This window comes from Bradyrhizobium sp. 63_E2_N1_3, assembly GCF_052076005.1.
In the GTDB taxonomy this organism is placed as follows: domain Bacteria; phylum Pseudomonadota; class Alphaproteobacteria; order Rhizobiales; family Xanthobacteraceae; genus Bradyrhizobium; species Bradyrhizobium barranii.
Window position 1 is genome coordinate 1,870,985 of record NZ_CP197235.1, and the last position, 22,677, is coordinate 1,893,661.

General features: G+C 64.8%; 13 protein-coding genes. 5 read left to right on the top strand and 8 right to left on the bottom strand.

Features of this window, described 5'->3' with window-relative positions; translation table 11 throughout:
* Nucleotides 1-2: 2 nt before the first annotated feature.
* From AB7531_RS08780 to AB7531_RS08790, 3 genes are read left to right on the top strand one after another with little or no spacing between them, the layout of a single operon-like run.
* Complete coding sequence (locus tag AB7531_RS08780) at nucleotides 3-608, top strand: K(+)-transporting ATPase subunit C (RefSeq protein ID WP_063981392.1); 606 nt, start codon at nucleotides 3-5, stop codon at nucleotides 606-608.
* A gap of 40 nt (nucleotides 609-648) precedes the next feature.
* Nucleotides 649-3,372 carry a sensor histidine kinase gene (locus AB7531_RS08785; protein ID WP_063981393.1) on the top strand — a complete coding sequence of 908 codons (2,724 nt, stop codon included), beginning with the start codon at nucleotides 649-651 and terminating at the stop codon, nucleotides 3,370-3,372.
* The gene (locus tag AB7531_RS08790) at nucleotides 3,369-4,058 is read left to right on the top strand and encodes a response regulator (protein ID WP_063981394.1); all 690 of its coding nucleotides are present in this window, start codon (nucleotides 3,369-3,371) and stop codon (nucleotides 4,056-4,058) included. Before AB7531_RS08785 ends, AB7531_RS08790 begins: the two co-directional genes overlap by 4 nt.
* Before the next feature lie 140 nt (nucleotides 4,059-4,198).
* On the opposite strand, the gene ku is transcribed toward AB7531_RS08790, so the two are convergent.
* Complete coding sequence (ku, locus tag AB7531_RS08795; RefSeq protein ID WP_063981395.1) at nucleotides 4,199-5,083, bottom strand: non-homologous end joining protein Ku; 885 nt, start codon at nucleotides 5,081-5,083, stop codon at nucleotides 4,199-4,201.
* Nucleotides 5,084-5,200: 117 nt separating this feature from the next.
* Here ku and ligD point away from each other — a divergent pair, with 117 nt between their 5' ends.
* Nucleotides 5,201-7,867, top strand: coding sequence for a DNA ligase D (gene ligD / locus AB7531_RS08800; protein WP_283017523.1), 2,667 nt, complete (start codon nucleotides 5,201-5,203; stop codon nucleotides 7,865-7,867).
* Nucleotides 7,868-7,961: 94 nt separating this feature from the next.
* On the opposite strand, the gene AB7531_RS08805 is transcribed toward ligD, so the two are convergent.
* Complete coding sequence (locus tag AB7531_RS08805; RefSeq protein ID WP_007595743.1) at nucleotides 7,962-8,126, bottom strand: DUF3309 family protein; 165 nt, start codon at nucleotides 8,124-8,126, stop codon at nucleotides 7,962-7,964.
* Between the two features lie 182 nt (nucleotides 8,127-8,308).
* Here AB7531_RS08805 and AB7531_RS08810 point away from each other — a divergent pair, with 182 nt between their 5' ends.
* Nucleotides 8,309-8,626 carry a polyhydroxyalkanoic acid system family protein gene (locus AB7531_RS08810; protein ID WP_063981397.1) on the top strand — a complete coding sequence of 106 codons (318 nt, stop codon included), beginning with the start codon at nucleotides 8,309-8,311 and terminating at the stop codon, nucleotides 8,624-8,626.
* 3 nt (nucleotides 8,627-8,629) lie between these two features.
* Here the strand turns inward: AB7531_RS08810 and treY are convergent, their stop codons facing one another.
* The 6 genes from treY to AB7531_RS08840 are packed head-to-tail and all read right to left on the bottom strand — an operon-like array spanning nucleotide 8,630 to nucleotide 22,638.
* Nucleotides 8,630-11,416 (bottom strand): malto-oligosyltrehalose synthase, encoded by a 2,787-nt coding sequence (gene treY / locus AB7531_RS08815; RefSeq protein ID WP_063981398.1) that lies wholly within the window; start codon nucleotides 11,414-11,416, stop codon nucleotides 8,630-8,632.
* Nucleotide 11,417: 1 nt separating this feature from the next.
* Nucleotides 11,418-13,172, bottom strand: a complete 1,755-nt coding sequence (treZ, locus tag AB7531_RS08820; RefSeq protein ID WP_063981399.1) for a malto-oligosyltrehalose trehalohydrolase — start codon at nucleotides 13,170-13,172, stop codon at nucleotides 11,418-11,420.
* The gene (gene glgX / locus AB7531_RS08825) at nucleotides 13,169-15,247 is read right to left on the bottom strand and encodes a glycogen debranching protein GlgX (RefSeq protein ID WP_063981400.1); all 2,079 of its coding nucleotides are present in this window, start codon (nucleotides 15,245-15,247) and stop codon (nucleotides 13,169-13,171) included. The genes treZ and glgX overlap by 4 nt, the downstream gene beginning before the upstream one ends.
* Nucleotides 15,248-15,250: 3 nt before the next feature.
* Nucleotides 15,251-17,398: a 1,4-alpha-glucan branching protein GlgB gene (gene glgB, locus AB7531_RS08830; RefSeq protein ID WP_063981401.1), complete on the bottom strand. Its 2,148-nt coding sequence runs from the start codon at nucleotides 17,396-17,398 to the stop codon at nucleotides 15,251-15,253.
* Entirely contained in the window at nucleotides 17,391-20,681 is a 3,291-nt protein-coding gene (treS, locus tag AB7531_RS08835; protein ID WP_063981402.1) for a maltose alpha-D-glucosyltransferase, read from the bottom strand. The genes glgB and treS overlap by 8 nt, the downstream gene beginning before the upstream one ends.
* Nucleotides 20,682-20,691: 10 nt before the next feature.
* The gene (locus tag AB7531_RS08840; protein WP_063981403.1) at nucleotides 20,692-22,638 is read right to left on the bottom strand and encodes a maltotransferase domain-containing protein; all 1,947 of its coding nucleotides are present in this window, start codon (nucleotides 22,636-22,638) and stop codon (nucleotides 20,692-20,694) included.
* Nucleotides 22,639-22,677 lie beyond the last annotated feature (39 nt).

Here is a 22,677-nt window from a genome sequence, read left to right on the forward strand (position 1 = left end):
ACATGCTCAGAGAAATTCGCCCCGCCATCGTCCTGCTGCTGGTGCTCACCGCCATCACCGGCCTGGCCTATCCGCTCGCAATGACCGCTATTGCCGGTGCGATCTTCCCCTCGCAGGCGCAGGGCAGCCTGATCGAGCGGGACGGCAAGGTGATCGGCTCCGCCCTGATCGGGCAGGAGTTCAAGGAGGACAAATATTTCCACGGCCGCCTCTCGGCGACTTTGGCGCCGGACCCGAATGATTCGACCAAGACGGTGTCGGCGCCCTACAACGCGGCCAACTCGGGCGGCTCCAACCTTGGCCCGACCAGCAAGGCGCTGGCCGACCGGCTCAAGGAGGATGTGGACAAGTTGAAGGCTGAAAATCCGAACGCCGCCGTGCCGGTCGACCTGGTCACCACCTCGGCCAGCGGCCTCGACCCGGACATCTCGCCGGAAGCGGCTGAATTTCAGGTGCCGCGGGTGGCGAAGGCGCGGAATCTGCCGGACGATCAGGTCAAGCAGCTCGTGGCCTCCAACACCCAGGGCCGTTTGCTCGGCCTGATTGGCGAACCGCGGGTTAACGTTCTGGCACTGAACCTCGCGCTCGATCGCGCCACCGCGAAGTAGCGGTCTAGGCTGCGGGTGGGCGGATGATTATATTGGCCTGATGGTCCGAGAGCGCCGCGATCCCGAACAACGTCCGTCCCCTGAGGCGCTGCTTGAAGCCGCGCGCCGGGAGGAGAGCGCGAGCGGCAAGCTGAAGATCTTCGTCGGCGCCGCCCCCGGCGTCGGCAAGACCTACGAGATGCTGCAAAGCGCCCATGCCAGGCGCAACGCGGGCATCGACGTGGTGGTCGGCTTTGTCGAGACCCATGGCCGCGCCGAGACCGAGGCGCTGGTGCGCGGGCTCGAGGTGGTGCCGCGCAAGAGGTTCGATTACCGCGGCCAGAGCGTCGAGGAGATGGACCTCGATGCCGTGATCGAGCGCCGTCCTCGGATCGCGCTGGTTGACGAGCTCGCTCATACCAATGCCGCCGGCAGCCGCCATCCCAAGCGCTATCTCGACGTCGAGGAGCTGCTGTCCCACGGCATCGACGTCTACACCGCCGTCAACATCCAGCATATCGAGAGCCTGAACGACGTCGTCGCCCAGATCACCCATGTGCGGGTGCGCGAGACCGTGCCGGACTCGGTCTTCGACCGCGCCGATGCGATCGAGCTGATCGACCTCACGCCCGACGATTTGATCCAGCGGCTGCGGGAGGGCAAAGTCTATGTGCCCAAGCAGGCCGAGCGGGCGCTGGAGCACTATTTCTCGCCGGGCAATCTGACCGCGCTGCGCGAACTGGCGCTGCGGCGTACGGCCGAGCGGGTCGACGAGCAGCTTCTCACTCACATGCAGGCGAATGCCATCGCCGGCCCCTGGGCCGCGGGCGAGCGTATCCTCGTCTGCATCAGCGAGGATCCGCGCGCGGCCGGGCTCGTGCGCTACACCAAGCGGCTGGCCGACCGGCTGCATGCGCAATTCACCGCGATCTCGATCGAGACCCGGCGGTCGCTCCAGCTTTCGGACGAGGAGCGCGACCGTCTCGCCGATACGCTGCGGCTTGCCGAATCGCTCGGCGGTGAAGCGCTGACCATTCCCGCTGTCGGCCGCCGCATCGCCGACGACGTCATCAACTTCGCGCAAGGCAACAACGTCACCCAGATCGTGATCGGGAAATCGACGCGCTCGCGTTGGTTCGAACTGACGCGCGGCTCCGTCGTGCATGATCTCGTGCGCAGTGCCGGCAATATCAGCGTCCACGTCATTCCCGGCGATGAGCTCGCGGCCGAGCCGGCGCCGAAGACGGCGGTCCAGACGGCGGCACGGGCAGAGGCGTTTGATGCACGTCCCTATTTGAAGGCGCTCGGGATCACCGCGCTCGGCCTTGCCGCAGCGGTGGCCATCAAGCCGTATTTCGGCATCGAAAACGTCGACCTGATGTTCCTGACCGCGGTTGTTGCCGTGGCTGTTCGCTACGGGTTGTGGCCGTCGCTCCTTGCGAGCGTCGCGGCGTCGCTGGCGTACAACTTCTTCTTCCTGCCGCCGGTCTACACTTTCACGATTACCGACCCGACCAATGTCGCAGCGTTCTTCTTTTTCATGTTGATCGCGTTCGTGGTGTCGAACGTTGCCGGGCGGGTGCGCACGCAGGCGGACACCGCGCTCGGCCGCATCCGCACGACCGAGCAGCTCTATGCGTTCAGCCGCAAGCTCACGGGCACCGGCACGCTCGACGATGTGCTCTGGGCAACGGCCTATCAAACTGCGCTGATGCTGAAGGTTCGCGTGGTCCTGCTGCTGCCGGAGGAAGGGCTGCTCACGGTGAAGTCCGGCTATCCGCCCGAGGACCAGATCGACCAGGCCGATCTCGCCGCCGCCAATTGGGCCTGGAGCAACGATCGTCCCGCCGGCCGCGGCTCGGACACGCTTCCCGGCGCCAAGCGGCTGTTCCTGCCGATGCGCACCGGGCGTGGTCCGATCGGCGTCATCGGCATCGACAATGATCGGACCGGTCCGCTGCTGACCCCGGACCAGCGCCGGCTGTTCGATGCGCTCGTCGACCAGGGCGCACTGGCAATCGAGCGCGTGCTGCTGGTCGAGGACGTGGATCGCGTCAAGCGCACCGTCGAATCCGAGCGGTTGCGCTCTGCGCTGCTGACCTCGATCTCGCACGATCTCAAGACGCCGCTCGCCTCCGTGCTCGGTGCGGCCTCGACCATGCGCGATCTCGCCGGTGCCTTGTCCGACACCGAGAAGCGCGATCTGCTCGCCACCGTGATCGACGAGTCCGAGCGGCTCAACCGCTTCATCGCCAATCTGCTCGACATGACAAAGCTCGAATCCGGCGCCATCGTGCCCAACGCGGCACTGCACGATCTCGGCGAGATCGTTGGCAGCGCGCTGCGGCGTGCGAGCAAGATATTGACGGCCCACAAGGTGGAACTGGTGCTGGCCGCCGATCTGCCGATGCTTCAGCTCGATGCCGTGCTGTTCGAGCAAGTGCTGTTCAATCTGCTCGACAATGCCGCGAAATATTCGCTGCCCGATACAACGATCTCGATCCGCAGCCGGCGCGAGGGGAATCATGTTGTGCTAGAGATCGCCGACCAGGGTGGCGGCATTCCGCCTGACGAGCTCGAGAGCGTGTTCGACAAGTTCTATCGCGTGCAGAAGGGTGACCATGTCCGTCCCGGCACCGGGCTGGGGCTCGCCATCTCCCGCGGCTTCGTCGAGGCGATGCAGGGCACGATTTCGGCCGCCAACCGCGGCGACCGCAGCGGCGCGATCCTCACCATCCGTCTGCCCGTTCCGGCACGGACCCACGCATTGGATACCGCCGCATGAGCGCCGCCCCGATCAAGGTTCTGGTCATCGACGACGAGCCGCCAATCCGAAAATTGCTGCGGATGGGACTCTCGACGCAAGGCTACGAAATCCTGGAAGCGTCGAACGGAAAGACCGCGCTCGAGAAGCTCGCGGAAGAACCCGCGCTGATCATTCTCGATCTCGGCCTGCCCGACATCCAGGGCCACGAATTGCTGCGCACCATCCGCGGCCGCAACGAGGGCGTGCCGATCGTGGTGCTGTCGAGCCGCGGCGACGAGGCCGGCAAGGTGCAGGCGCTCGATCTCGGCGCCGACGATTATCTGACAAAGCCGTTCGGCATGGACGAGCTGTTGGCGCGCCTGCGCGCGGCGCTGCGGCACCAGCTCCAGGTCAAGGGCGAGCGTCCGGTGTTCCGCACCGGCGATCTCTCCGTCGATCTCGTGCGTCGCATGGTCAAGGTCGGCGAGCGCGAGATAAAGCTGTCACCGAAGGAGTACGATCTTTTGCGCGTGCTGGTGCAGCACGCCGGCAAGGTGCTGACCCATCGTTTCTTGCTGAAGGAGCTTTGGGACGAGCTCACCGACGCACAGTATCTGCGCGTCTATGTCCGCCAGCTCCGCCAGAAGATCGAAGCCGACCCCGAACGCCCGCAATATGTGCTGACGGAGACGGGGATCGGGTACCGGCTGAAGGCGGGGGATTAGCTTTCGATCCTCATCCTGAGGAGCGCGGAACGCGCGTCTCGAAGGATGAAGGCCCGGCTGCAGCAGCGAGGCCTGCATGGTTCGAGACGGCGCTTCGCGCCTCCTCGCCATGAGGGCAGAGAGTGGGTCGCGCGGCGAAATCACCCCGCCTTCCTCTGCCGCGCCGTCGAGCGCTGCGTCTTCTTCGCGCTGCGCTGCCGCCCCGTCGCACGACGCGCATGGGACTTCGCCGCCGTCTTCTTCCTGCCGCGTCCCTTCAGGCTCTGCTTCAGCGCGTCCATCAGGCTGACGACGTTGCTCGGCCGCTCCTCGCGCTCCGGCAGCTCGATTGTCTTGCCGCTGGCCTTGCGCTTCACCAGTGCCTTCAGCGCGGTCTCGTACTCATCCTTGAACTTGCTCGGGTCGAAATGTGCGGCCTTGGTACGCAGGATGTGGCCGGCGAGCTCGACCATGTCCTTGGTGATCTTGGGGCTCTTGATGCCGTCGAAGAACTGGTCCTCGTCGCGCAGCTCATAGGGGAAGCGCAACGTGGTGCCGAGCAGGCCCTTGCCGAGCGGTTCGATCGCTATGATGTGCTCGCGGTTGGTGAGCACGATCTTGGCGAGCGCCACGCGGTCCTGGTCCTTCATGGCGTCGCGGATCACGGCGAAGGCATCGACCGCAGCCTTGCCGTCGGGCGCGATATAATAGGGATGATTGAGATAGCGCTGGTCGATCTCGTCGCTCGGCACGAAACTCTCGATGTCGATGGTATGGTTGCTTTCGATCTGGACCGCCTCGAGCTCCTCCGGCTCGATCTCGACATATTTGCCCTTGCGCAGCTCGTAGCCGCGTCCCTTCTGGCCGCTCTCGACCACGTCACCGGTCCCGGAGTCCACCATCTGCTGCTTGAGCCGGTGTCCGGTCTCGCGGTTGATCATGTGAAACCGCGTCTTCTCGGCCGCGGTGGTCGCCGGATAAAGCGCGACCGGGCAACTGACCAGCGAGAGCTTTAACGTTCCCTTCCAATAGGCGCGCGGGGCCATTCCGTTCTCCAGCGTTTCAAGGCATTTTGGAACCCCAACAGCCCCATCGGGTTTTGGTTCCGGGTGGGACTTCCGCCGTGATAGGCTTCAACGCCGAAAGAGAATGCGGGACCGGTCGTGCTGCGAAAACTCTCCACCTACCGACAGAAACGCGATTTCGAGAAGACACCGGAGCCGTCGGGCAAGACCGCGGTGGCGCCATCGGCGCAGCGGCGCTTCGTGATCCAGAAGCACGATGCGACGCGACTGCACTATGATCTGCGGCTCGAGTTCGACGGCGTGTTCAAGTCGTGGGCGGTCACCAAGGGACCCTCGCTCGATCCGCATGACAAGCGGCTGGCGGTCGAGGTCGAGGACCATCCGCTCGACTATGGCGATTTCGAAGGCACGATTCCGGAAGGGCAGTATGGCGGCGGCACGGTCATGCTCTGGGACCGCGGCACCTGGGAGTCCGAGGATCCCGAGCGCGGCTTCCAGAAGGGCGACCTCAAGTTCACGCTCCACGGCGACAAGTTGCATGGCAGCTGGGTGCTGGTGCGGATGAGGCATGACCGCACCGGCGGCAAGCGCACCAACTGGCTCCTGATCAAGCATCGCGACGAATATGCCAGCGAGAGCGACGACATTCTCGGCGAGGACAAGTCGGTGGCGTCCGGCCGCGCGATGGCAGAGATCGCCGATGGCAAGGGTCGCGCACCAAAACCGTTCATGCTGGCGAAGGGCGCCAAGGCCAAGGCCGATGCGGTCTGGCAGTCCAATCGTGCCGAGGAGCCGAAAGGGCGCACCGTGAGGCCGGCGCCCGGTGCGGCGTTGAAGCGCGGGACGGGCGCAAAGAAAAAAGCGACGACCGCGACAAACGCGAAGAAAGTCGCGGAGATGCCGGACTTCGTCGCGCCGCAGCTCTGTACCCCGGTCGAGCGGCCGCCGGCGGCCGATGGCTGGTGCCACGAGATCAAGTTCGACGGCTATCGCGTCCAGCTCCGCGTCGAGGACGGCGAGGCGACGCTGAAGACGCGCAAGGGCCTCGACTGGACCGACAAGTTCGCAGCCATCGCGAAGGAGGCGGGCGAGCTTCCCGACGCCATGATTGACGGCGAGATCGTCGCGCTGGATCACAACGGCGCGCCGAATTTCTCCGCGCTCCAGGCCGCGCTGTCGGACGGCAAGACCGAGGACCTGATCTTCTTTGCCTTCGATCTCCTGTTCGCCGAAGGGCTCGATTGCCGGCGCCTGCCACTCGGCGAGCGCAAGGACCGCCTCAGGCAAGTCCTGGACGCAGGCAAGAAGAAATCGAGCCAAATCCGCTATGTCGAGCATTTCGAGAGCAGCGGCGATGCCGTGCTGCAATCGGCCTGCAAACTCGAGCTCGAAGGCGTGGTGTCGAAGAAGCTCGATGCGCCTTACCGTTCGGGGCGAACGGAAAGCTGGACCAAGGCCAAATGCCGCGCCGGCCATGAGGTCGTGATCGGCGGCTGGAAGACCACCAACGGTAAATTCCGCTCGCTGATGGCCGGCGTGCACCGCGGCGATCATCTTGCCTTCGTCGGCATGGTCGGCACCGGCTTCGGCGCGGACACGGTCAAGCGCATCATGCCGTCCTTGAAGGCCATGGAGGCCAGGCAAAGCCCCTTCGGCGGCAAGAACGCACCGAAAAAGACGCGCGACGTGCACTGGCTGAAGCCGGAGCTCGTCGCCGAGATCGAGTTCGCCGGGTTCACCGCCGACGGCAATATCCGCCAGGCCGCCTTCAAGGGCCTGCGGCAGGACAAGCCGGCTGAGGAGGTCGAGGTGGAAACACCCGCCGATACCGAACTCGCAAAGCCCTCGGCCAGGAAGCGTGCCGTGCCGAAGGCAGGCAAGCGCAAGGATGCCGGCACGGCCGAGGTGATGGGTGTCGTCATCTCAAAGCCGGACAAGGAGCTGTGGCCGGATGGCGGCGACGGCGAGGGCGTCACAAAACTCGATCTCGCGCTCTATTTCGAGGCCGTCGGCGCCTGGATGATCGAGCACATCAAGGGCCGGCCCTGTTCGATCCTGCGCGCGCCTGATGGCATCGGCGGCGAAAAATTCTTCCAGCGCCATGCCATGCAGGGCACGTCGAACCTGCTGGAGCTCGCGAAGGTCTCGGGCGATCGCAAGCCGTACCTGCAGATCGATCGCGTCGAGGGGCTCGCCGCGGTCGCGCAGATCGGCGGCGTCGAGCTGCATCCCTGGAATTGTGCCCCGGACGCCTACGATACGCCGGGCCGGCTGGTGTTCGATCTCGATCCCGCGTCGGACGTCAAATTTGCCGATGTCGTGGACGCCGCCAAGGAGATGCGGCAGCGCCTCACCGACGTCGGCATGGAGAGCTTTTGCAAGACCACCGGCGGCAAGGGCCTGCACGTGGTGGTGCCGCTGCTCCATGGCGCGCGCGACAAGGTGAGCTGGAAGGAGGCCAAGGCGTTCGCGCAAGGCGTTTGCCAGTGGATGGCCGACGACGATCCCGAGCGCTATCTGCTCAACATGTCCAAGAAGCTGCGCAACGGAAAGATCTTCCTGGATTATTTGCGCAACGATCGCCTGTCGACGGCGGTAGCTCCGCTGTCACCCCGTGCGCGCGATGGCGCGACCGTGTCGATGCCTGTGACGTGGGCGCAGGTGAAGGGCGATCTCGATCCGAAGCGGTACACGGTGCGGACGGTGCCGGGTCTGCTGGCGCGCTCGAAAGCCTGGGATGGCTATGACGAGTCGGCTTCGTCAATAAAGACCGCGATGAAGAAGCTCGCGGAGAAGAAGAAGTAGGGTGGGCAAAGCGAAGCGTGCCCACCATCTTTCTTATTGCGGCGAAGAGGTGGGCACGGCGCGTTGCGCCTTGGCCCACCCTACGAGGCCGCCGCTAGATCCGTCCGAGCAACAGCAGGATCAGCAGGATGACGATGACGAGCCCGAGGCCGCCGCCGCCATAATAGCCGGTGCCGTAGAACGGGCCGCCGCCGATGCCGCTAAAGCCGCCGAGCAGCGCGATGACCAAAATGATCAGAATGATCGTACCGATAGACATGCTAGTCTCCTCCAGCCCTTTGTTGAAAGGGTCGTTTGCACCTGTCCCGTGGTGCGAGGGCAACTTGCCGCAGGTTCTATAGTTCCGACGATGAAACACGGCGAACGGGGCGAACTTGCATGGAACCTTTGCCAGTCCAGGCGGCATGACTATGTAAGGATCAGTCACCACAGGGCAGCGCCATGTCAGCACCGCTTGTCGTCTCCATTCCGCATCGTCTCGGCCGCGAGGAAGCCGTGCGCCGGCTCAAGACCGGGCTCGGCCGCGCCGCAGCCAGCATTCCCGTGATGCAGGTCGAGGAAGAGCGCTGGAACGGCGACAGCATGAATTTTCGCATCCGCGCGCTCGGGCAGATCGCGAGCGGTCAGGTCGATGTCGCAGACGACCACGTCAAGGTTGAGGTAGTGCTGCCGTGGCTGTTGCAGCGCTTCGCCGAGATGGCGCAGGCGACCATCCACAAGCGCGGGCAGCTGCTGCTGACCAAGGACGGGGGCAAGTAGCCGTCAGCTACGAGCGCGCTGTTGCCTGGGTCTCGCACTGCTTGCGGCGCGTGCTTCGATGACCGCAGCGGGAATATCCCGGAAGGCTTGCGCCAGCGGCAATTGATTGCCGGAAAAGCCCGGCCCGGTGTAGCCGGTGATGTCGATCGTCGCGTCAACACCCTCGAACGCGGGCCATTGTCGGCCCTCTTGCGTGAACGGCGCAAACTGGCGCCCGACCACGACGATCGCAGCCGTGCGGCCGTGTCGGCGGACAAAGGCGATGACGTGGTCTGCGTGCGCGCCCCGGACCTGTAGCGGCTGATACTCGCCCTGCGCGAACACATCGGCGACTTCGTTGCGCAGTTTGAGCAGGTGCCGCGTCCAGGCCAGCTTGAGCTGGCCGTTCGGCCAGGTCTTGATCAGCCCGCGCCAGTCCGGCGCTTCCAGTGACATCAGCGCCGTCTGCCGCGCGGCAAAGTCCACCGGGCGGCGGTTGTCGGGATCGACCAGCGACAGGTCCCAGTATTCGGTGCCTTGGTAGAAGTCGGGCACGCCGGGCAGAGTCGCCTTGAGTGTGAGCTGGCTCAGCGAGTTCAAGGAGCCGAGCAGCGCGACGCGGCGTGCCAGGGTTTGCAGCGCCTCCAGGAACTCGCTGGATTGCGCTGGATCGAGGATCTTCGCGATGAAGCTCGCGACGCCGTTCTCATAGGCCTCGTGCGGGTTGAGCCAGCTGGTCTCCTCCTTGCCCTCGCGCGCGGCCTTGAGCGCATAGGCCTGGATGCGCTCGACGAAGCCGGCATCGGCTGTCTCCCCAAGCGACCAGGCGCCGAGCAGGGTCTGGTAGAGCATGTATTCGAACGTCGCCGACGGCGCGCGCAGATTGCCGTCGAGCGCGAGGTGCGGCGCGTTCAGCACCTTCCAGCGTGCCACCGCGCTGGTCCATTCGCCGGGAATCTCGCTGAGCGCCGCGATGCGCGCGCGGGCATCCTCGCCGCGCTTGGTGTCGTGGGTCGCGGTCGCCGTCATCCCTTGCGGCCATTCGTTGGCACGCGCGCGCATGGCCTCGTGGAAGGCGGGCACCGTGAGGCCGTTGCTCGCGGGATCGCCACCGACCTCGTTCAGGGCGAGCAGCCGGTGGAATTGATAGAACGCGGTGTCCTCCAGCGACTTCGCCATCATCGGTCCCGTGAACTGCTGCACCTTCAGCGCGAAGCGGCGCACCCGCGGGGCGCTGTGCGGGGGACGGCCGGGTTTGAGCAGGTCCATGGTCAGCGCATCGTGCAGGAAGTCGAAGATGCCTTCATCCGCGGCGAACCATTCCGCGCGGGCCCGTTCGATGGTGTCGTCGATCAGCTTGCGGTCGAGCGCGGTCGGGCCGCTATGCGTCAAATAGGTGCGATAGACCGGGAAATGCAGCACGTATAATTCGAGCGCCTGCCGCAGACTGTCGGCGGAGAAGTCGCGGGTCGAGTAGTGGCCGTTGGCGATGCGCGCGAGCAGTCGGGTCAGCACGGTGAATTCGCTGGTCAGCAGCGTCTCCAGCACGCGCCGCTTGGCATCCTTGACGTAAGGAGCCAGCCGCGGCGGGCGGTTGCTGATCTGCCGCCAGGTCTCGTTCAGCGCCTCCAGCCCTTTCGCGTCGACCAGAACCTGAGTGATGACATTCATCCACTCATAGCCCGTGGTGCCCTGAACGCCGGCAAAACGCGGCAGGCGCTCGTGCTCGCACAGGATCTTTTCGATCACGGTATAGAACGGCTTGGTGTTGCCTTGCGCGTCGCGCACCAGTCGGCGCAGCCGCTGACAATATTGTGCGGGATCGCGCAGGCCGTCGATGTGATCGAGACGGATGCCTTGCAGCTTGCCGTCGGCAATGAGCTGCTTCACCAGCCGGTGCGTGGCGGCGAACGTGCTCGCGTCCTCGACGCGCAGGCCCGCGAGCCCGTTGACGTCGAAGAAGCGGCGATAGTTGATGTCGCTGGAGGCGAGCCGCCAGTGCCCGAGCTTGTAGTGCTGGCGCTCCAGCAGATGATGCAGCGCCAGCGTCTGTGCCGGCCGATCCTTGGCGGAACGATAGGTAGCGAGGCCGCGTACGATGATGTCGGCGCTGCCTGCGATCTCCTTGAGCTCCGCCTTGAAGCCGGGTGCTTCCCTGCGGTTGGGGCGACGCAACCCGGTGTAGCGGGCCGCGAGCGCGAGCAGGCGCTTGCCGGCCTCGGTCTCGGCGGCGTCGGCTTCCTTCACGATCACGCGCAGCATTTCGCCATAGCGTTCCGGCGCGATCGGCAGGCGATGCTCGAAATACCAGGCGGAAAAACTGCCTTCATCGGCATCGTAGCGCAGCTCGATGTCGCCGCGCTCCAGCGCCTCGCCATAGGGCGAGCCGAGGATCGGCAGCAGCACGCCGCCGCGGGCGCGATAGGCCAGTTGATCCCAGTCGATGTCGAAGGAAACTGCATGCGGCGAGGCCTGGCCCCATTCCAGCACGTCGAGCCACCAGGGATTGTCGGCAAAGTGCACGCCGACATGGTTCGGCACGAAGTCGATGATGAGGCCGAGGTCGTGCTGCGTGAGGGCATCGCTCAATCGAGCAAAGCCGGCCTCGCCGCCGAGCTCGGGATTGAACTGGCTGTGATCGACGGTGTCGTAGCCGTGGGTCGAGCCCTTGCGCGCTTTCATCACCGGCGAGGCGTAGAGATGCGTGATCCCGAGTGCCTTGAGGTAAGGCACGACCGCGGCGGCCTTGTCGAAGTCGAAATCCGCGGTGAGCTGAAGCCGATAGGTCGCAAGAGGTATGGCAGGAGGCATGCTAACCTCCGAGATGCCAGATCACCGACCAGGGTGGGAGCCGATCGCCGCTGACAGAGCCCCAGATCGGCGTGCCTGTCGCGTCGCTGGGACGTGCGATGTCCTTGTCCGAGAGATTGGCGGTCAGGCGCAACGTCGTGCCATCGCCCATGCGCCAATGCGCGGTGAGCAGGCCGCTATCGGCCGTCTCGGAATCGCCGAACCTCGCACCCTTCAGCCGCGGTGCGATCTCCTTGTGACGCAGCGCGAGCAGCTCCCGCACCAGCGCGAGCCGCGCATCCTGCTCCGGCGTGTGGCCGGTCCAATCCAGCACGGCTGATTGCGGCGTTTTGGGATCGAGTGGGTCGGGGACCTCGTCGCCGTATTTCTCGTAGGCCCAGGCATATTCCTGCTTACGGCCCTTGCGCACGGCATCGGCAAGGCCACCCTGGAAATCGCAGAAGAACGGGAAGGGCACCGTGGAGCCCCATTCCTCGCCCTGGAACAGCATCGGCACCATCGGTGCGAGTAGGGTCACCGCGAGCGCGGCTTCGATCTGCCGTGGCGATGCCAGGCTCTCGAGCCGCTCACCCAGCGGGCGATTGCCGATCTGGTCGTGGTTTTGCAGGAAGTTGACGAAGGTCGCCGGCGGCAACTCGCCGCTCGCCTCGCCGCGCGGCTTCTTGCCCCAGAACTCCGAGATCTCGCCCTGGTAGACGAAGCCCGACGCGAGCGCGCGCGAGAGATCCATGCGCGGCGTCTGGTAGTCGGCGTAATAGCCCGCGAGCTCGCCGGTCAGCATCACGTGCCAGACGTGGTGATAATCGTCGTTCCACTGCGCGCGATATTTGCCGTTGGGCGGATCCTGCGCGGCATCGAGCAGGCTGGCGCGGTTGTCGCCGTTCTCCAGCACGAGATGGATGTGCCGTCCGGTGGCCTTGGCAAGCTCGCCGGCGGCGACGCTGAGATCCTGCAACATCGACTGCTCGCCCGGGATCGCCATGATGTGATTGGCGGCATCCAGTCTCAGGCCGTCGAAGCGGTAGTCGGTGAGCCAGGACAGCGCGTTCTCGACCGCGAAGGCCCGGACCTGCGGCACGCGATAATCGATCGCGCTGCCCCAGGGCGTATGCGCATCGGTGAAGAAGGCCGGCGCATAGCGGCCGAGATAATTCCCCTCGGGGCCGAAATGATTGTAGACGACGTCGAGAAACACCATCAGCCCGCGCAGATGCGCCTCGTCGATCAGTGTCTTCAGGTCCTCGGGCCGGCCATAGGCGCTGTCGGGCGCGTACCAGAGCACACCGTCATAGCCCCAGCCGCGGCGGCCGGCGAAATCGGCCAGCGGCATCAATTCCAGCGCAGTGATCCCGGTCGCAACGAGATGATCGAGCTTGTCGATCATGGCGCGGTAGGTGCCCTCAGGCGTGAAGGTACCGACATGGGTCTCGATCAGCACTGTCTCTTCCCAGGGACGTCCGCGCCAATCGCGCGCGCGCCACGCGAAGGCATCATGATCGACGACTTCGCTCGGGCCAAAAACGTCGTCCGGCTGGAAGGCGGATGCGGGATCGGGCACGTCGATCTCGTCGTCGATCCTGAACTGGTAGGGACTTCCGACGGGCAGGCCGGCAATCTCGGCGACATACCAGCCATCCTGCCGGCGCTGCATCGCGTGTCTTCTGTCGAGCAGGAGATCGACTCGGCGAGCGCCGGGCGCCCACAGCCGGAACGACACGCCGTCCTTGGTCGGCCTCGCCCCGAACGATGGTCTCATAGCGCCCCCGCGAAGGCGAGCACGGAGCGCGGCGGCGCCTTGCTGTCGCTTCCGGGCTGCAGATCAACACTGTTCGGTCTGGCATCGGTGGTATTCAGGATCTGCTGCCAGCTTTTGTACTCGGCCATTTTGGGCAATTTGAATGCGATCTCTTCGGGGGCGGCGTTCAGTACGATAAAGATCGCGGCGCTCCCCGGTTCCATCGGCCCCATCACATAGGAGAGGAACCGCCCTTCCGGGAATTTCCAGTCGTTCTCCGTCATCTCGTCGCCGGCGGGCGTCAGCCACAGCGCGCCGTAGGAGACGCCGTCCTTGGGCCGGCCGTCGAGCCAGCGATGGCTGCGAAGTTGCGAGAAGCGGCGGCGGATCTCGGCGAGCCCGGCGACGAAATCGACCATGTCGTCGCCGTCCTTGCCGAGATTGTCCCAGCCGACCCAGCCGACCTCGTTGTCCTGGCAATAGGCGTTGTTGTTGCCGGACTGCGAATTGCCGACCTCGTCGCCGGCCAGGATCAGCGGAACGCCCTGCGCCAGCATCAGGCAGGCCAGCACGTTCTTGCGAAGCTGCCGCCGCAGCCCGAGAATCTCGGGATCGTCGGTCGGACCCTCGACACCGCAATTGTTGCTGTGGTTGTCGCTGGAGCCGTCGCGATTGTCCTCGCCATTGGCCTCGTTGTGCTTCTCGTTGTAGCTGAAGAGGTCGGCGAGCGTGAAGCCGTCATGCACCGTGATGTGGTTGATGCCGGCGCGCGGTCGCCGTCCGTCATGGTTGAACAGGTCGGATGAGGCTGTCATGCGGCTGGAGATGTCGCCAATCAGGCTGCCTTCGCCGCTCCAGTAGCGGCGCATGGCGCTGCGATACCGATCGTTCCACTCCGACCATTGGGAAGGGAATGCGCCGACCTGGTAGCCGCCGAGCCCGAGATCCCAGGGTTCGGCGACGAGCTTCACCGCCGCCAGCACCGGGTCCTGCCGGATCGCCGTCAGGAACGAGCTGCCGCGATCATAGCCGTTCGGTCCGCGCGCGAGCGTGGTGGCGAGGTCGAAGCGGAAGCCGTCGACATGGCAGACCTCGACCCAGTAGCGCAGCGAATCCATCACCATCTGGAGCACGCGCGGATGGGTGAGGTTCACCGACGAGCCGCAGCCGGTGAAGTCGTCGTAATAGCGCGGGTTCTCGCGGTTCAGCCAGTAATAGGAGGCATTGTCGATGCCGCGGTAGCACAGGGTCGGACCGAGGTGATTGCCTTCGGCCGTGTGGTTGTAGACGACGTCGAGCATCACCTCGATGCCGGCATCGTGCAGGCGCGCGACCGTGGTGCGGAAGGAATCGAGCGCATTGTCCTGGGCGTAGCGCGGTTCGGGCGCAAAGAAGGACAGCGTGTTGTAGCCCCAGTAGTTGACGAGCTTCTTCTCGACCAGAATGCGGTCGTCGATGAAGCTGTGGATCGGAAGCAGCTCGACGGTGGTGACGCCGAGCGTTTTCAAATGCTCGATCATCGCCGGCGACGACAGGCCGCCATAGGTGCCGCGCAAATTCGGCGGCACGTCGTCGCGCTTCTGCGTCAGACCCTTGACGTGGGCCTCGTAGATGATGGTGTCTTCCCAGGGGATGTTGGGCCGGATCTCGCGACGGCCCCAGTTGAAGGTCTCGTCGACGACGACCGCCTTGGGCATGCCGCGCGCGTTGTCGCGCCGGTCGAAGGAGAGGTCCTCGCGCGGCGAACCGGTGCGATAGGCGAAATGGGCATCGCTCCAGACCAGCCGCCCGGCGAGCCGTTTGGCGTAGGGGTCGAGCAGCAGCTTGTTGGCGTTGAAGCGGTGGCCGTGCTCGGGCTCGTAGGGGCCGTGCACGCGATAGCCGTAGAGCTGGCCCGGCGAGATGTCATTGAGATAGCCGTGCCAGACGTCCTCGGTCCGCTCGGGCAGCTCGACACGCTCGAGTTCGCGCCTTCCTTGCGTGTCGAACAGGCACAGCTCGACCTTCTGCGCATTGGCGGAGAACAACGCGAAATTGGTGCCGCGTCCGTCCCAGCTTGCGCCAAGGCGTGCGGGCGATCCAGCAGTCAGGCGCATCGGTCAGCTTTCCGGAACGAGAAAGATCGCGGCGAGCGGCGGAATGGTGAGGCGAAGCTCGGGCACCTTGCCGCCAGCGGCATGAACCTCGCCGATGTTTCCGACATTGGTGCCGCCGTAATGGGCGGAGTCCGAATTGAACACCTCTTTCCACTTGCCGGCGAAGGGCACGGGGACGCGATAGTTGCGATAGACGTTGGGCGAGAAGTTGATGATCACGAGACACCGTGCGTGCTCGTCGAATCCCTTGCGCAGCCAGGCGAACACGTTGCGGTTGGCGTCATCCGTGATCAGCCATTCGAATCCGCCCTGTTCGCAATCCATCTGGTGCAGCGCCGGCACCGCGCGATAGAGCCGGTTGAGGTCGCGGATCAGCGCCTGGATGCCGGAATGGTACTTGTATTCGAGCAGGTGCCAGTCGAGCGACTGGTCGTGATTCCATTCGCGGCTTTGCGCGATCTCCGCGCCCATGAACAGTAGCTTCTTGCCGGGGTGGCCGAACATGAAGCTGTAATAGGCGCGCAAATTCGCAAAGCGCTGCCATTCGTCGCCGGGCATGCGGCCAAGGATCGAACGTTTGCCGTGCACGACCTCGTCATGCGACAGCGGCAGGATGAAGTTCTCCGAGAAGGCGTAGTGCAGGCCGAACAGGATATCGCCGTGATGATGCTTGCGGTGGATCGGATCCTTGCTGATGTAGTTCAGCGTGTCGTGCATCCAGCCCATGTTCCACTTGTAGCCGAAGCCGAGCCCGCCGAATTCGACCGGGCGCGAGACCTGCGGCCACGCGGTGGATTCCTCGGCCGCCGTGGTCACCTGCGGGAAGCGCGCGTACAATTCGGTGTTGAAGCGGCGCAGGAACGCGATCGCTTCGATGTTCTCGCGGCCGCCATACTGGTTCGGAATCCAGGCGCCCGGCGGGCGGCTGTAGTCGAGATAGAGCATGGAGGCGACCGCATCGACGCGCAGGCCGTCGATCGCGTAACGCTCGAGCCAGAACAGCGCATTCGACACCAGGAAGTTCGTCACTTCGGTGCGGCCGTAATTGTAGATCAGCGTGCCCCAGTCGAGGTGGCGGCCCTGGAGCGGATTGGCATGCTCGTAGAGCGAGGTGCCGTCAAAGCTGCCGAGCCCGTGCGGATCGTCGGGGAAATGGCCGGGCACCCAGTCGAGCAGCACGCCGACGCCCTCGCGATGGCAGGCGTCGACCAGCGCGGCAAAATCCTCAGGCCCGCCGAAGCGGCTGGTCGGCGCATAGAGGCCGGTCGGCTGATAGCCCCAGGAGCCGTCGAATGGATGCTCGCTGACGGGCAGGAATTCGAGATGGGTAAAGCCCATGTCGCGGGCATAGGCCGGCAGCTGCTCGGCCAGCTCGCGATAGGTGAGCCATTCGCCGCCGTTCTTGCGCCGCCAGGAGCCGAGATGGACCTCGTAGATCGACATCGGCGCCGAGAGCGCGTTGATGCCATCCGGCGCCGGGCGCGGGCGTGCGAGATGTGCCTCGTCGAACACGATGGAAGCCGTCTTCGGCCGCACCTCGCTCGCAAAGGCCATGGGATCGGACTTCAGCGGCACCTGATGGCCGTGCGGCCCGATGATATCGAACTTGTAGTGGTCGCCGGCCTTGGCGTGCGGGATGAACAGCTCCCAATAACCGGCACCGCGGACCCGCATCGGATGGCGCCGCGCGTCCCAGAAATTGAAATCGCCGACCACGGATACGCGCCGCGCATTCGGCGCCAGCACGACGAAGCCGATGCCGTCGATGCCTTCGAGCCGCATCGGATGCGCGCCGAGCTTGTCGTAGAGGCGCTGATGGGTGCCTTCGCCGAGCAGATAGAGATCGAAATCGGTCAGGATCGGCGGGAAGCGATAGGCGTCCTCGAACTCGACGATGTTGTCGCCGAACCTGGCGCGGAGCTGATAGCGCTTCGAGCCGTTCGGCAAGGCGCCGATGAACAGGCCCGAAGCGTGGACGCGATCGAGCTTCGCCACCTCGCCATGTTCGCCCACCGCCTCGACATTGGTGGCCTCGGGGAGGAACGCGCGCACCACGCTCTTGCCGCCCTCGGGATGCAACCCGAGATAATGGAAGGGGTCGGAGTGGCGGCCCTCGATGATCGCGTAGGCCTCGGCTGGCAGTTTAGGCATGGGCTTCGCTCTCATTGGACAGAATGCGAAGCAGTCCGGTCAGCGGCGCGCGGAGCCCCTCAGGCCGGTGGGACAGCTCGTACTCTACTTCGTCGAAGGCTTGATCAAGCAGGAAAAACCTTAACAGGCCTTCCGCGGATTGCCGATCTTCCGGCCACAGCCGGCGATCGGTCATGGCTTCGCGGTAAGCGTTAAGGAATGTCGCGGCGGCGCGTTCGCGCCATTCGCCGAGTGCGGTCGTGAGCCGGTCCTGCTCGTCGGATGCGCCCGTCAGCGCGCGGCCGAGCGCTGTGTTAACCGAAAGCTCAATCGAGCGGATCAGGCCGGCGACGTCGCGTGCGGCCGGTGCCTTGCGCCGCTTGTCGGCCAGCGCGAGATGCGGATTGCCGTCGAAGTCGATGATGAAGATATCGTCCTTCACGATCAGGATTTGCCCGAGGCGGAAGTCGCCATGATGACGGATGTTCAACCCGCCGATGTCGGATGGCAAGAGTGCATAGAGGTGGTCGGGCAGGGTCGTGCGCACCGCGACGAGCTGGTCGATCAGAGGCCGGTCGGCCTCGCGCAGGCCGTCGCGGCTGTCGGCCAGCCGTTCGAAGATCCGCTCGGCCCGTGCCTTGAGCTCGGATGCCCAGCGCTCGACATGCGCGGGGCCGATCGGCTCCGGCGCGAGATCATCGGGCCTTGCGGCGGCGAGAGCGACATGCAGCTCGGCGAGCCGCCGGCCGATCTGCGCCATGAAGTGCAGATAAGGCGCCTGCTCCTGGGTCTCTCGGGGCGCTTCGCTCATCGGCGCCAACCGCTGCTCGTCGATATAGCGGTCGAGATAACCCGTGGTGACGGTCCAGCCGTCGCCCTGGTTCTCGACATAGGCGTGCAGCACGCCGACCGCGCTGCTTCGATCGCCTTCGACCAGCTCGACACTGCCGAGCAACGCCGGCGTATTGGCAAAGTGCGCGACGTCAGTGAGGTAGGAGCCGATCTCGATCTCGGGATTGATGCCGCCTTCGAGCTGGCGATAAATCTTGGCGACGTACTGGTTGTCGACCAGCGCCGTGCTGTTCGACTGCTCGATGGCGCGGATGCGTTCGGGCTCCTTGATGATGTAATCGGCGAACCGGCTGGTCGCCTTGAACTCCAGGCGCAGATTGTTCTCTTCCACCACCAGGTTCTGCGACAGATTGCGCAGGAACAGGCCGATGAAGATCTGCTCGGTCGCGACGTCGAGCAACGTACCCTCGCGCGCGCCCTGACGCACGGCGGCGAGCGCCTTCGGGTTGAAGCGTTCGCGGTCGAAGCGCACCCATTCGATCTGCATCGCCAGCACGTAGCGCGCCGTGGCATCCTGTTGCGGGGTTTCGAAGATCGCGATCCAGGGCCTGTTGTCGCCGATGTCGCAGAACGGCACCGCCGAGGTCAGCGTCGGCTTGATCTGCTTGGGATCTTGCTCGGGATACCAGCGCGTGCGCGACAGGAAGCCTGGCAGCACCTCGTGCTCGAACACGCCGCGCTCGCGCGCCAGCGACACCCAGGTCGAATTGACCGGCACCACCAGCGTCTCGAACTCAGGCACCGCGCGCGGCGTCACCGGCTCGGACTTGTTGCGCTCGGTGAGCTGGAACCAGTAGAAGCCGTAAGGCCCCAGCGTGATCATGTAGGGCACCTCGCCGATCGGCGGAAAACGCGTGCGTCCGAGCATCTCCTGCGGAATGCGGTCCTTCCACGGCGACAGATCGAGCTCGGTCGCCTGGGCTGCGCGCGAGAGGTTGGCGACGCACAGGATCACCTCGTCGTTGTACTGCCGGACATAGGCCAGCACGGCGCGGTTGGCCGGGCGGATGAAGGTCATGGTGCCGCGGCCGAAGGCGAGGGTCGATTTGCGTACCGAGATCAGGCGCTTGGTGGCGCTGAGCAGCGAGGACAGGCTGCGCGACTGCGCCTCCACGTTCACCGACTCGTAGCCGTAGACGGGGTCCATGATCAGCGGCGCGTAGAGACGGGCGGGATCGCAGCGGGAAAAGCCGCCATTGCGGTCCGGGCTCCACTGCATCGGCGTGCGCACGCCGTTGCGGTCGCCGAGATAGATGTTGTCGCCCATGCCGATCTCGTCGCCGTAATAGATGATCGGCGTGCCGGGAAAGGACAGCAGCAGCGAGTTCATGAGCTCGATCTTGCGGCGGTCATTGTCCATCAGCGGCGCCAGCCGCCGGCGGATGCCGACATTGATGCGGGCGCGGGGATCGTTGGCGTAGGTGGTCCAGAGATAGTCGCGCTCGACGTCGGTGACCATCTCCAGCGTCAGCTCGTCATGGTTGCGCAGGAACAGCGCCCATTGGCAGCTTGCGGGAATGTCCGGCGTCTGGCGCAAGATGTCGGTGATCGGAAAGCGGTCTTCCTGCGCGATCGCCATGTAGATGCGCGGCATCAGCGGGAAGTGGTAGGCCATGTGGCACTCGTCGCCGCGGCCGAAATATTCCTGCACGTCCTCCGGCCATTGATTGGCCTCGGCCAGCAGCAGCTTGCCCTTGGAGTAGGAGTCCAGTTCCTGGCGCAGGCGCTTGATGATCGCATGCGTCTCGGGGAGGTTCTCGTTGTTGGTGCCGTCGCGTTCGCAGAGATAGGGGATGGCGTCGAGGCGGAATCCGTCGACGCCGGCATCCAGCCAGCGCTTCATCACCTGGATCAGGGCGCTGACCACGCGCGGATTGTCGAAATTGAGGTCCGGCTGGTGCGAGAAGAAGCGGTGCCAGTAGAACGCCCCGGCTTCGTGGTCCCAGGTCCAGTTCGACTTCTCGGTGTCGGTGAAGATGATCCGCGTGCCCTGGTATTTCTGGTCGGTGTCGCTCCAGACATACCAGTTGCGGGCGCTCGAGCCCGGATGGCTGCGGCGCGCGCGCTTGAACCATTTGTGCTGGTCGGAGGTGTGATTGACGACGAGCTCGGTGATGACGCGCAGGCCGCGCTTCTGCGCTTCCTGGATGAAGCGCTTGAAGTCCTTCATCGTCCCGAAATCAGGATTGACCGAGCCGTAGTCGGCGATGTCGTAGCCGTCGTCGCGTCCTGGCGATGGATAGAACGGCAGCAGCCACAGCGCGGTGACGCCGAGCTCCTGGAGATAGGGCAGCTTCTCGGTCAGTCCGGCGAAATCGCCGATGCCGTCATGGTTGCTGTCGGCAAACGCCTTGACGTGGAGCTGGTAGATGATGGCGTCCTTGTACCAGAGTTCATCCACGATCTCGGCTGCCTCGGCTTTTTGGGTGTCGACGGAAGACAAAACATTCATGGCGTGATCCTTACGCCAGGCAGCGGAACAGCAGCGCCGGGTCGCGGTCGGGATCGATATATAATCTGATCCCGCCCCATTCGATGCGGGACAGTTCGCCTGTGATGAGATTTTCGAGTGCGGTGACGTGGCGGCGTGCGCCGCCGGCGTCGATGGTGAGGTCGCCGAGCGGCAACCAGACTTCGCGGACATGGCGCGAGAGGGCGATGACCGCGACGACAGTGTTGGCTGGATCGGCCGCCTCCTTGGCAAAGGCGATCGTCTCGCCGTCCTCGACGCCGAGGAAGCGCAAATTCTCCATTTGTTGAAGTGCGGCGTTATCGTTGCGGATGCGATTGAGCGCGGCGATGTAGGGCTTGATGTTGCCGGGCCGGTCCCAGTCGCGCTGCTTGATCTGGTATTTCTCGGAATCGAGATATTCTTCGCGGCCGGGAATCGCGTCATGCTCCAGCAGCTCGAACCCGCTGTAGATGCCGTAACTGCCGGACAGCGTCGCGGCCAGCGCGGCTCGCGACTTGAACGCCCAGGGCTCGCCACCCTGGAGATGATAGGGCAGCAGGTCGGGCGTGCTCACGAACAGGTTCGCCCGGTAGAAATCCCGCTCGGGATAGCGGGTCAGCTCGCCCAGATATTGCTCCAGCTCCCATTTCGCGGTGCGCCAGGGGAAATAGCTGAAGGACTGTGCAAAGCCGAGCTTGGCGAGGCCCTGCATCAGCTTCGGCCGTGCAAAGGTCTTGGAGAACAGGATCACCTCGGGATGGCGGCGGCGGATGTCGCTGATCAGCCACTCCCAGAACGGAAGCGGCGCGGTGTCGTGATTGTCGATGGCGAAGATGGTGACGCCGTGGTCGATCCAGAACAGCATGGCATCGCGAAACGCGTTCCACAGCCCGGCCCTGTCGACGGAGGCGAAATCGGGGATGACGATGTCCGAATAGGGATCATCCGCCGTCCGCACCGAGCGGTCCGGCCGCCATTTGAACCATTCCGGATGCTGCCTCAGCCAGGGATGGTCCGGCGAGCATTGCACGGCGAAGTCGAGCGCGAGCTCGAGGCCGTATTCGAGACAGGTCGCGACCAGCGCGCGGAAATCCTCGATCGTGCCGAGCTCAGGATGCAGTGCATCGTGCCCGCCCTCGGTCGTGCCGATCGCATAGGGCGAGCCGGGATCGCCTTCGGTCGCCACCGGCGCATTGTTGCGGCCCTTGCGGCGGGTGCGGCCAATGGGGTGGATGGGCGTGAAGTAGAGCACGTCAAATCCCATCGCGGCGATGTCGGGCACGCGCGCGATGCAGTCACGGAGCGTGCCATGCTGGCCGGGGCTCTGGCCCTGGCTGCGCGGCATCATCTGATACCAGCCGCCGAAGCGCGCTCTGTCGCGGTCGACGATCAGCGGGAAGTTCTGCGAGCGGGTCAGGTCGGGCCGCGACTGGCTCTCAGCCATGGCCGCGCCGAGATCGGCTGCCAGCAGCGAGCCGACGTCGCCGGTCTGAAGATAATCCTCGCATTGCTTCACGATGACCGCCGCGGCGTCCTGCCGGGCGCCATGTGCCTTGGTCAGGAGGCCGGCGCCCTCGATCGCGTCGAGGCTGACGTCCGCACCGGCGCGCCGCTTGCGCTCAACCCCGTGCGACCAGGTGGCGAACTCGTCGGTCCACGCTTCGATCGCATAGACATATTGGCCGGGCTCGCCGGGGGTGAAGGCGCCGGACCAGCGGTCATTGCCGTGATGGATCATCGGCTCGCTCCGCCATTCCCGGTCCTGTTCTCCTCGCCAGATCAGCGCGGCACCGATCACCGCGTGGCCGCCGCGATAAATGTCCGCCCAGACGTCGACCCGTTCGCCCGCAATCCGCTTCACCGCGAAACGGCCGCTGTCGATCGAGGGATAGATATCTTCGATGAGGAAAGCGCTGCCGGCTGCGGCACTCTCGACAGTTTGAATTGTCTTGTTCACGGTGATGCCATTGACAAGAAAGCAGGAGCCCGTTTCCCT

What these genes read in the sequence shown, in the direction of transcription:
- AB7531_RS08780 (WP_063981392.1), top strand. Translation starts at nt 3, where the DNA reads ATGCTCAGAGAAATTCGCCCCGCCATCGTCCTGCTGCTGGTGCTCACC.
- AB7531_RS08785 (WP_063981393.1), top strand. Translation starts at nt 649, where the DNA reads ATGGTCCGAGAGCGCCGCGATCCCGAACAACGTCCGTCCCCTGAGGCG.
- AB7531_RS08790 (WP_063981394.1), top strand. Translation starts at nt 3,369, where the DNA reads ATGAGCGCCGCCCCGATCAAGGTTCTGGTCATCGACGACGAGCCGCCA.
- ku (WP_063981395.1), bottom strand. Translation starts at nt 5,083, where the DNA reads ATGGCCCCGCGCGCCTATTGGAAGGGAACGTTAAAGCTCTCGCTGGTC.
- AB7531_RS08805 (WP_007595743.1), bottom strand. Translation starts at nt 8,126, where the DNA reads ATGTCTATCGGTACGATCATTCTGATCATTTTGGTCATCGCGCTGCTC.
- AB7531_RS08810 (WP_063981397.1), top strand. Translation starts at nt 8,309, where the DNA reads ATGTCAGCACCGCTTGTCGTCTCCATTCCGCATCGTCTCGGCCGCGAG.
- treY (WP_063981398.1), bottom strand. Translation starts at nt 11,416, where the DNA reads ATGCCTCCTGCCATACCTCTTGCGACCTATCGGCTTCAGCTCACCGCG.
- treZ (WP_063981399.1), bottom strand. Translation starts at nt 13,172, where the DNA reads ATGAGACCATCGTTCGGGGCGAGGCCGACCAAGGACGGCGTGTCGTTC.
- glgX (WP_063981400.1), bottom strand. Translation starts at nt 15,247, where the DNA reads ATGCGCCTGACTGCTGGATCGCCCGCACGCCTTGGCGCAAGCTGGGAC.
- glgB (WP_063981401.1), bottom strand. Translation starts at nt 17,398, where the DNA reads ATGCCTAAACTGCCAGCCGAGGCCTACGCGATCATCGAGGGCCGCCAC.
- treS (WP_063981402.1), bottom strand. Translation starts at nt 20,681, where the DNA reads ATGAATGTTTTGTCTTCCGTCGACACCCAAAAAGCCGAGGCAGCCGAG.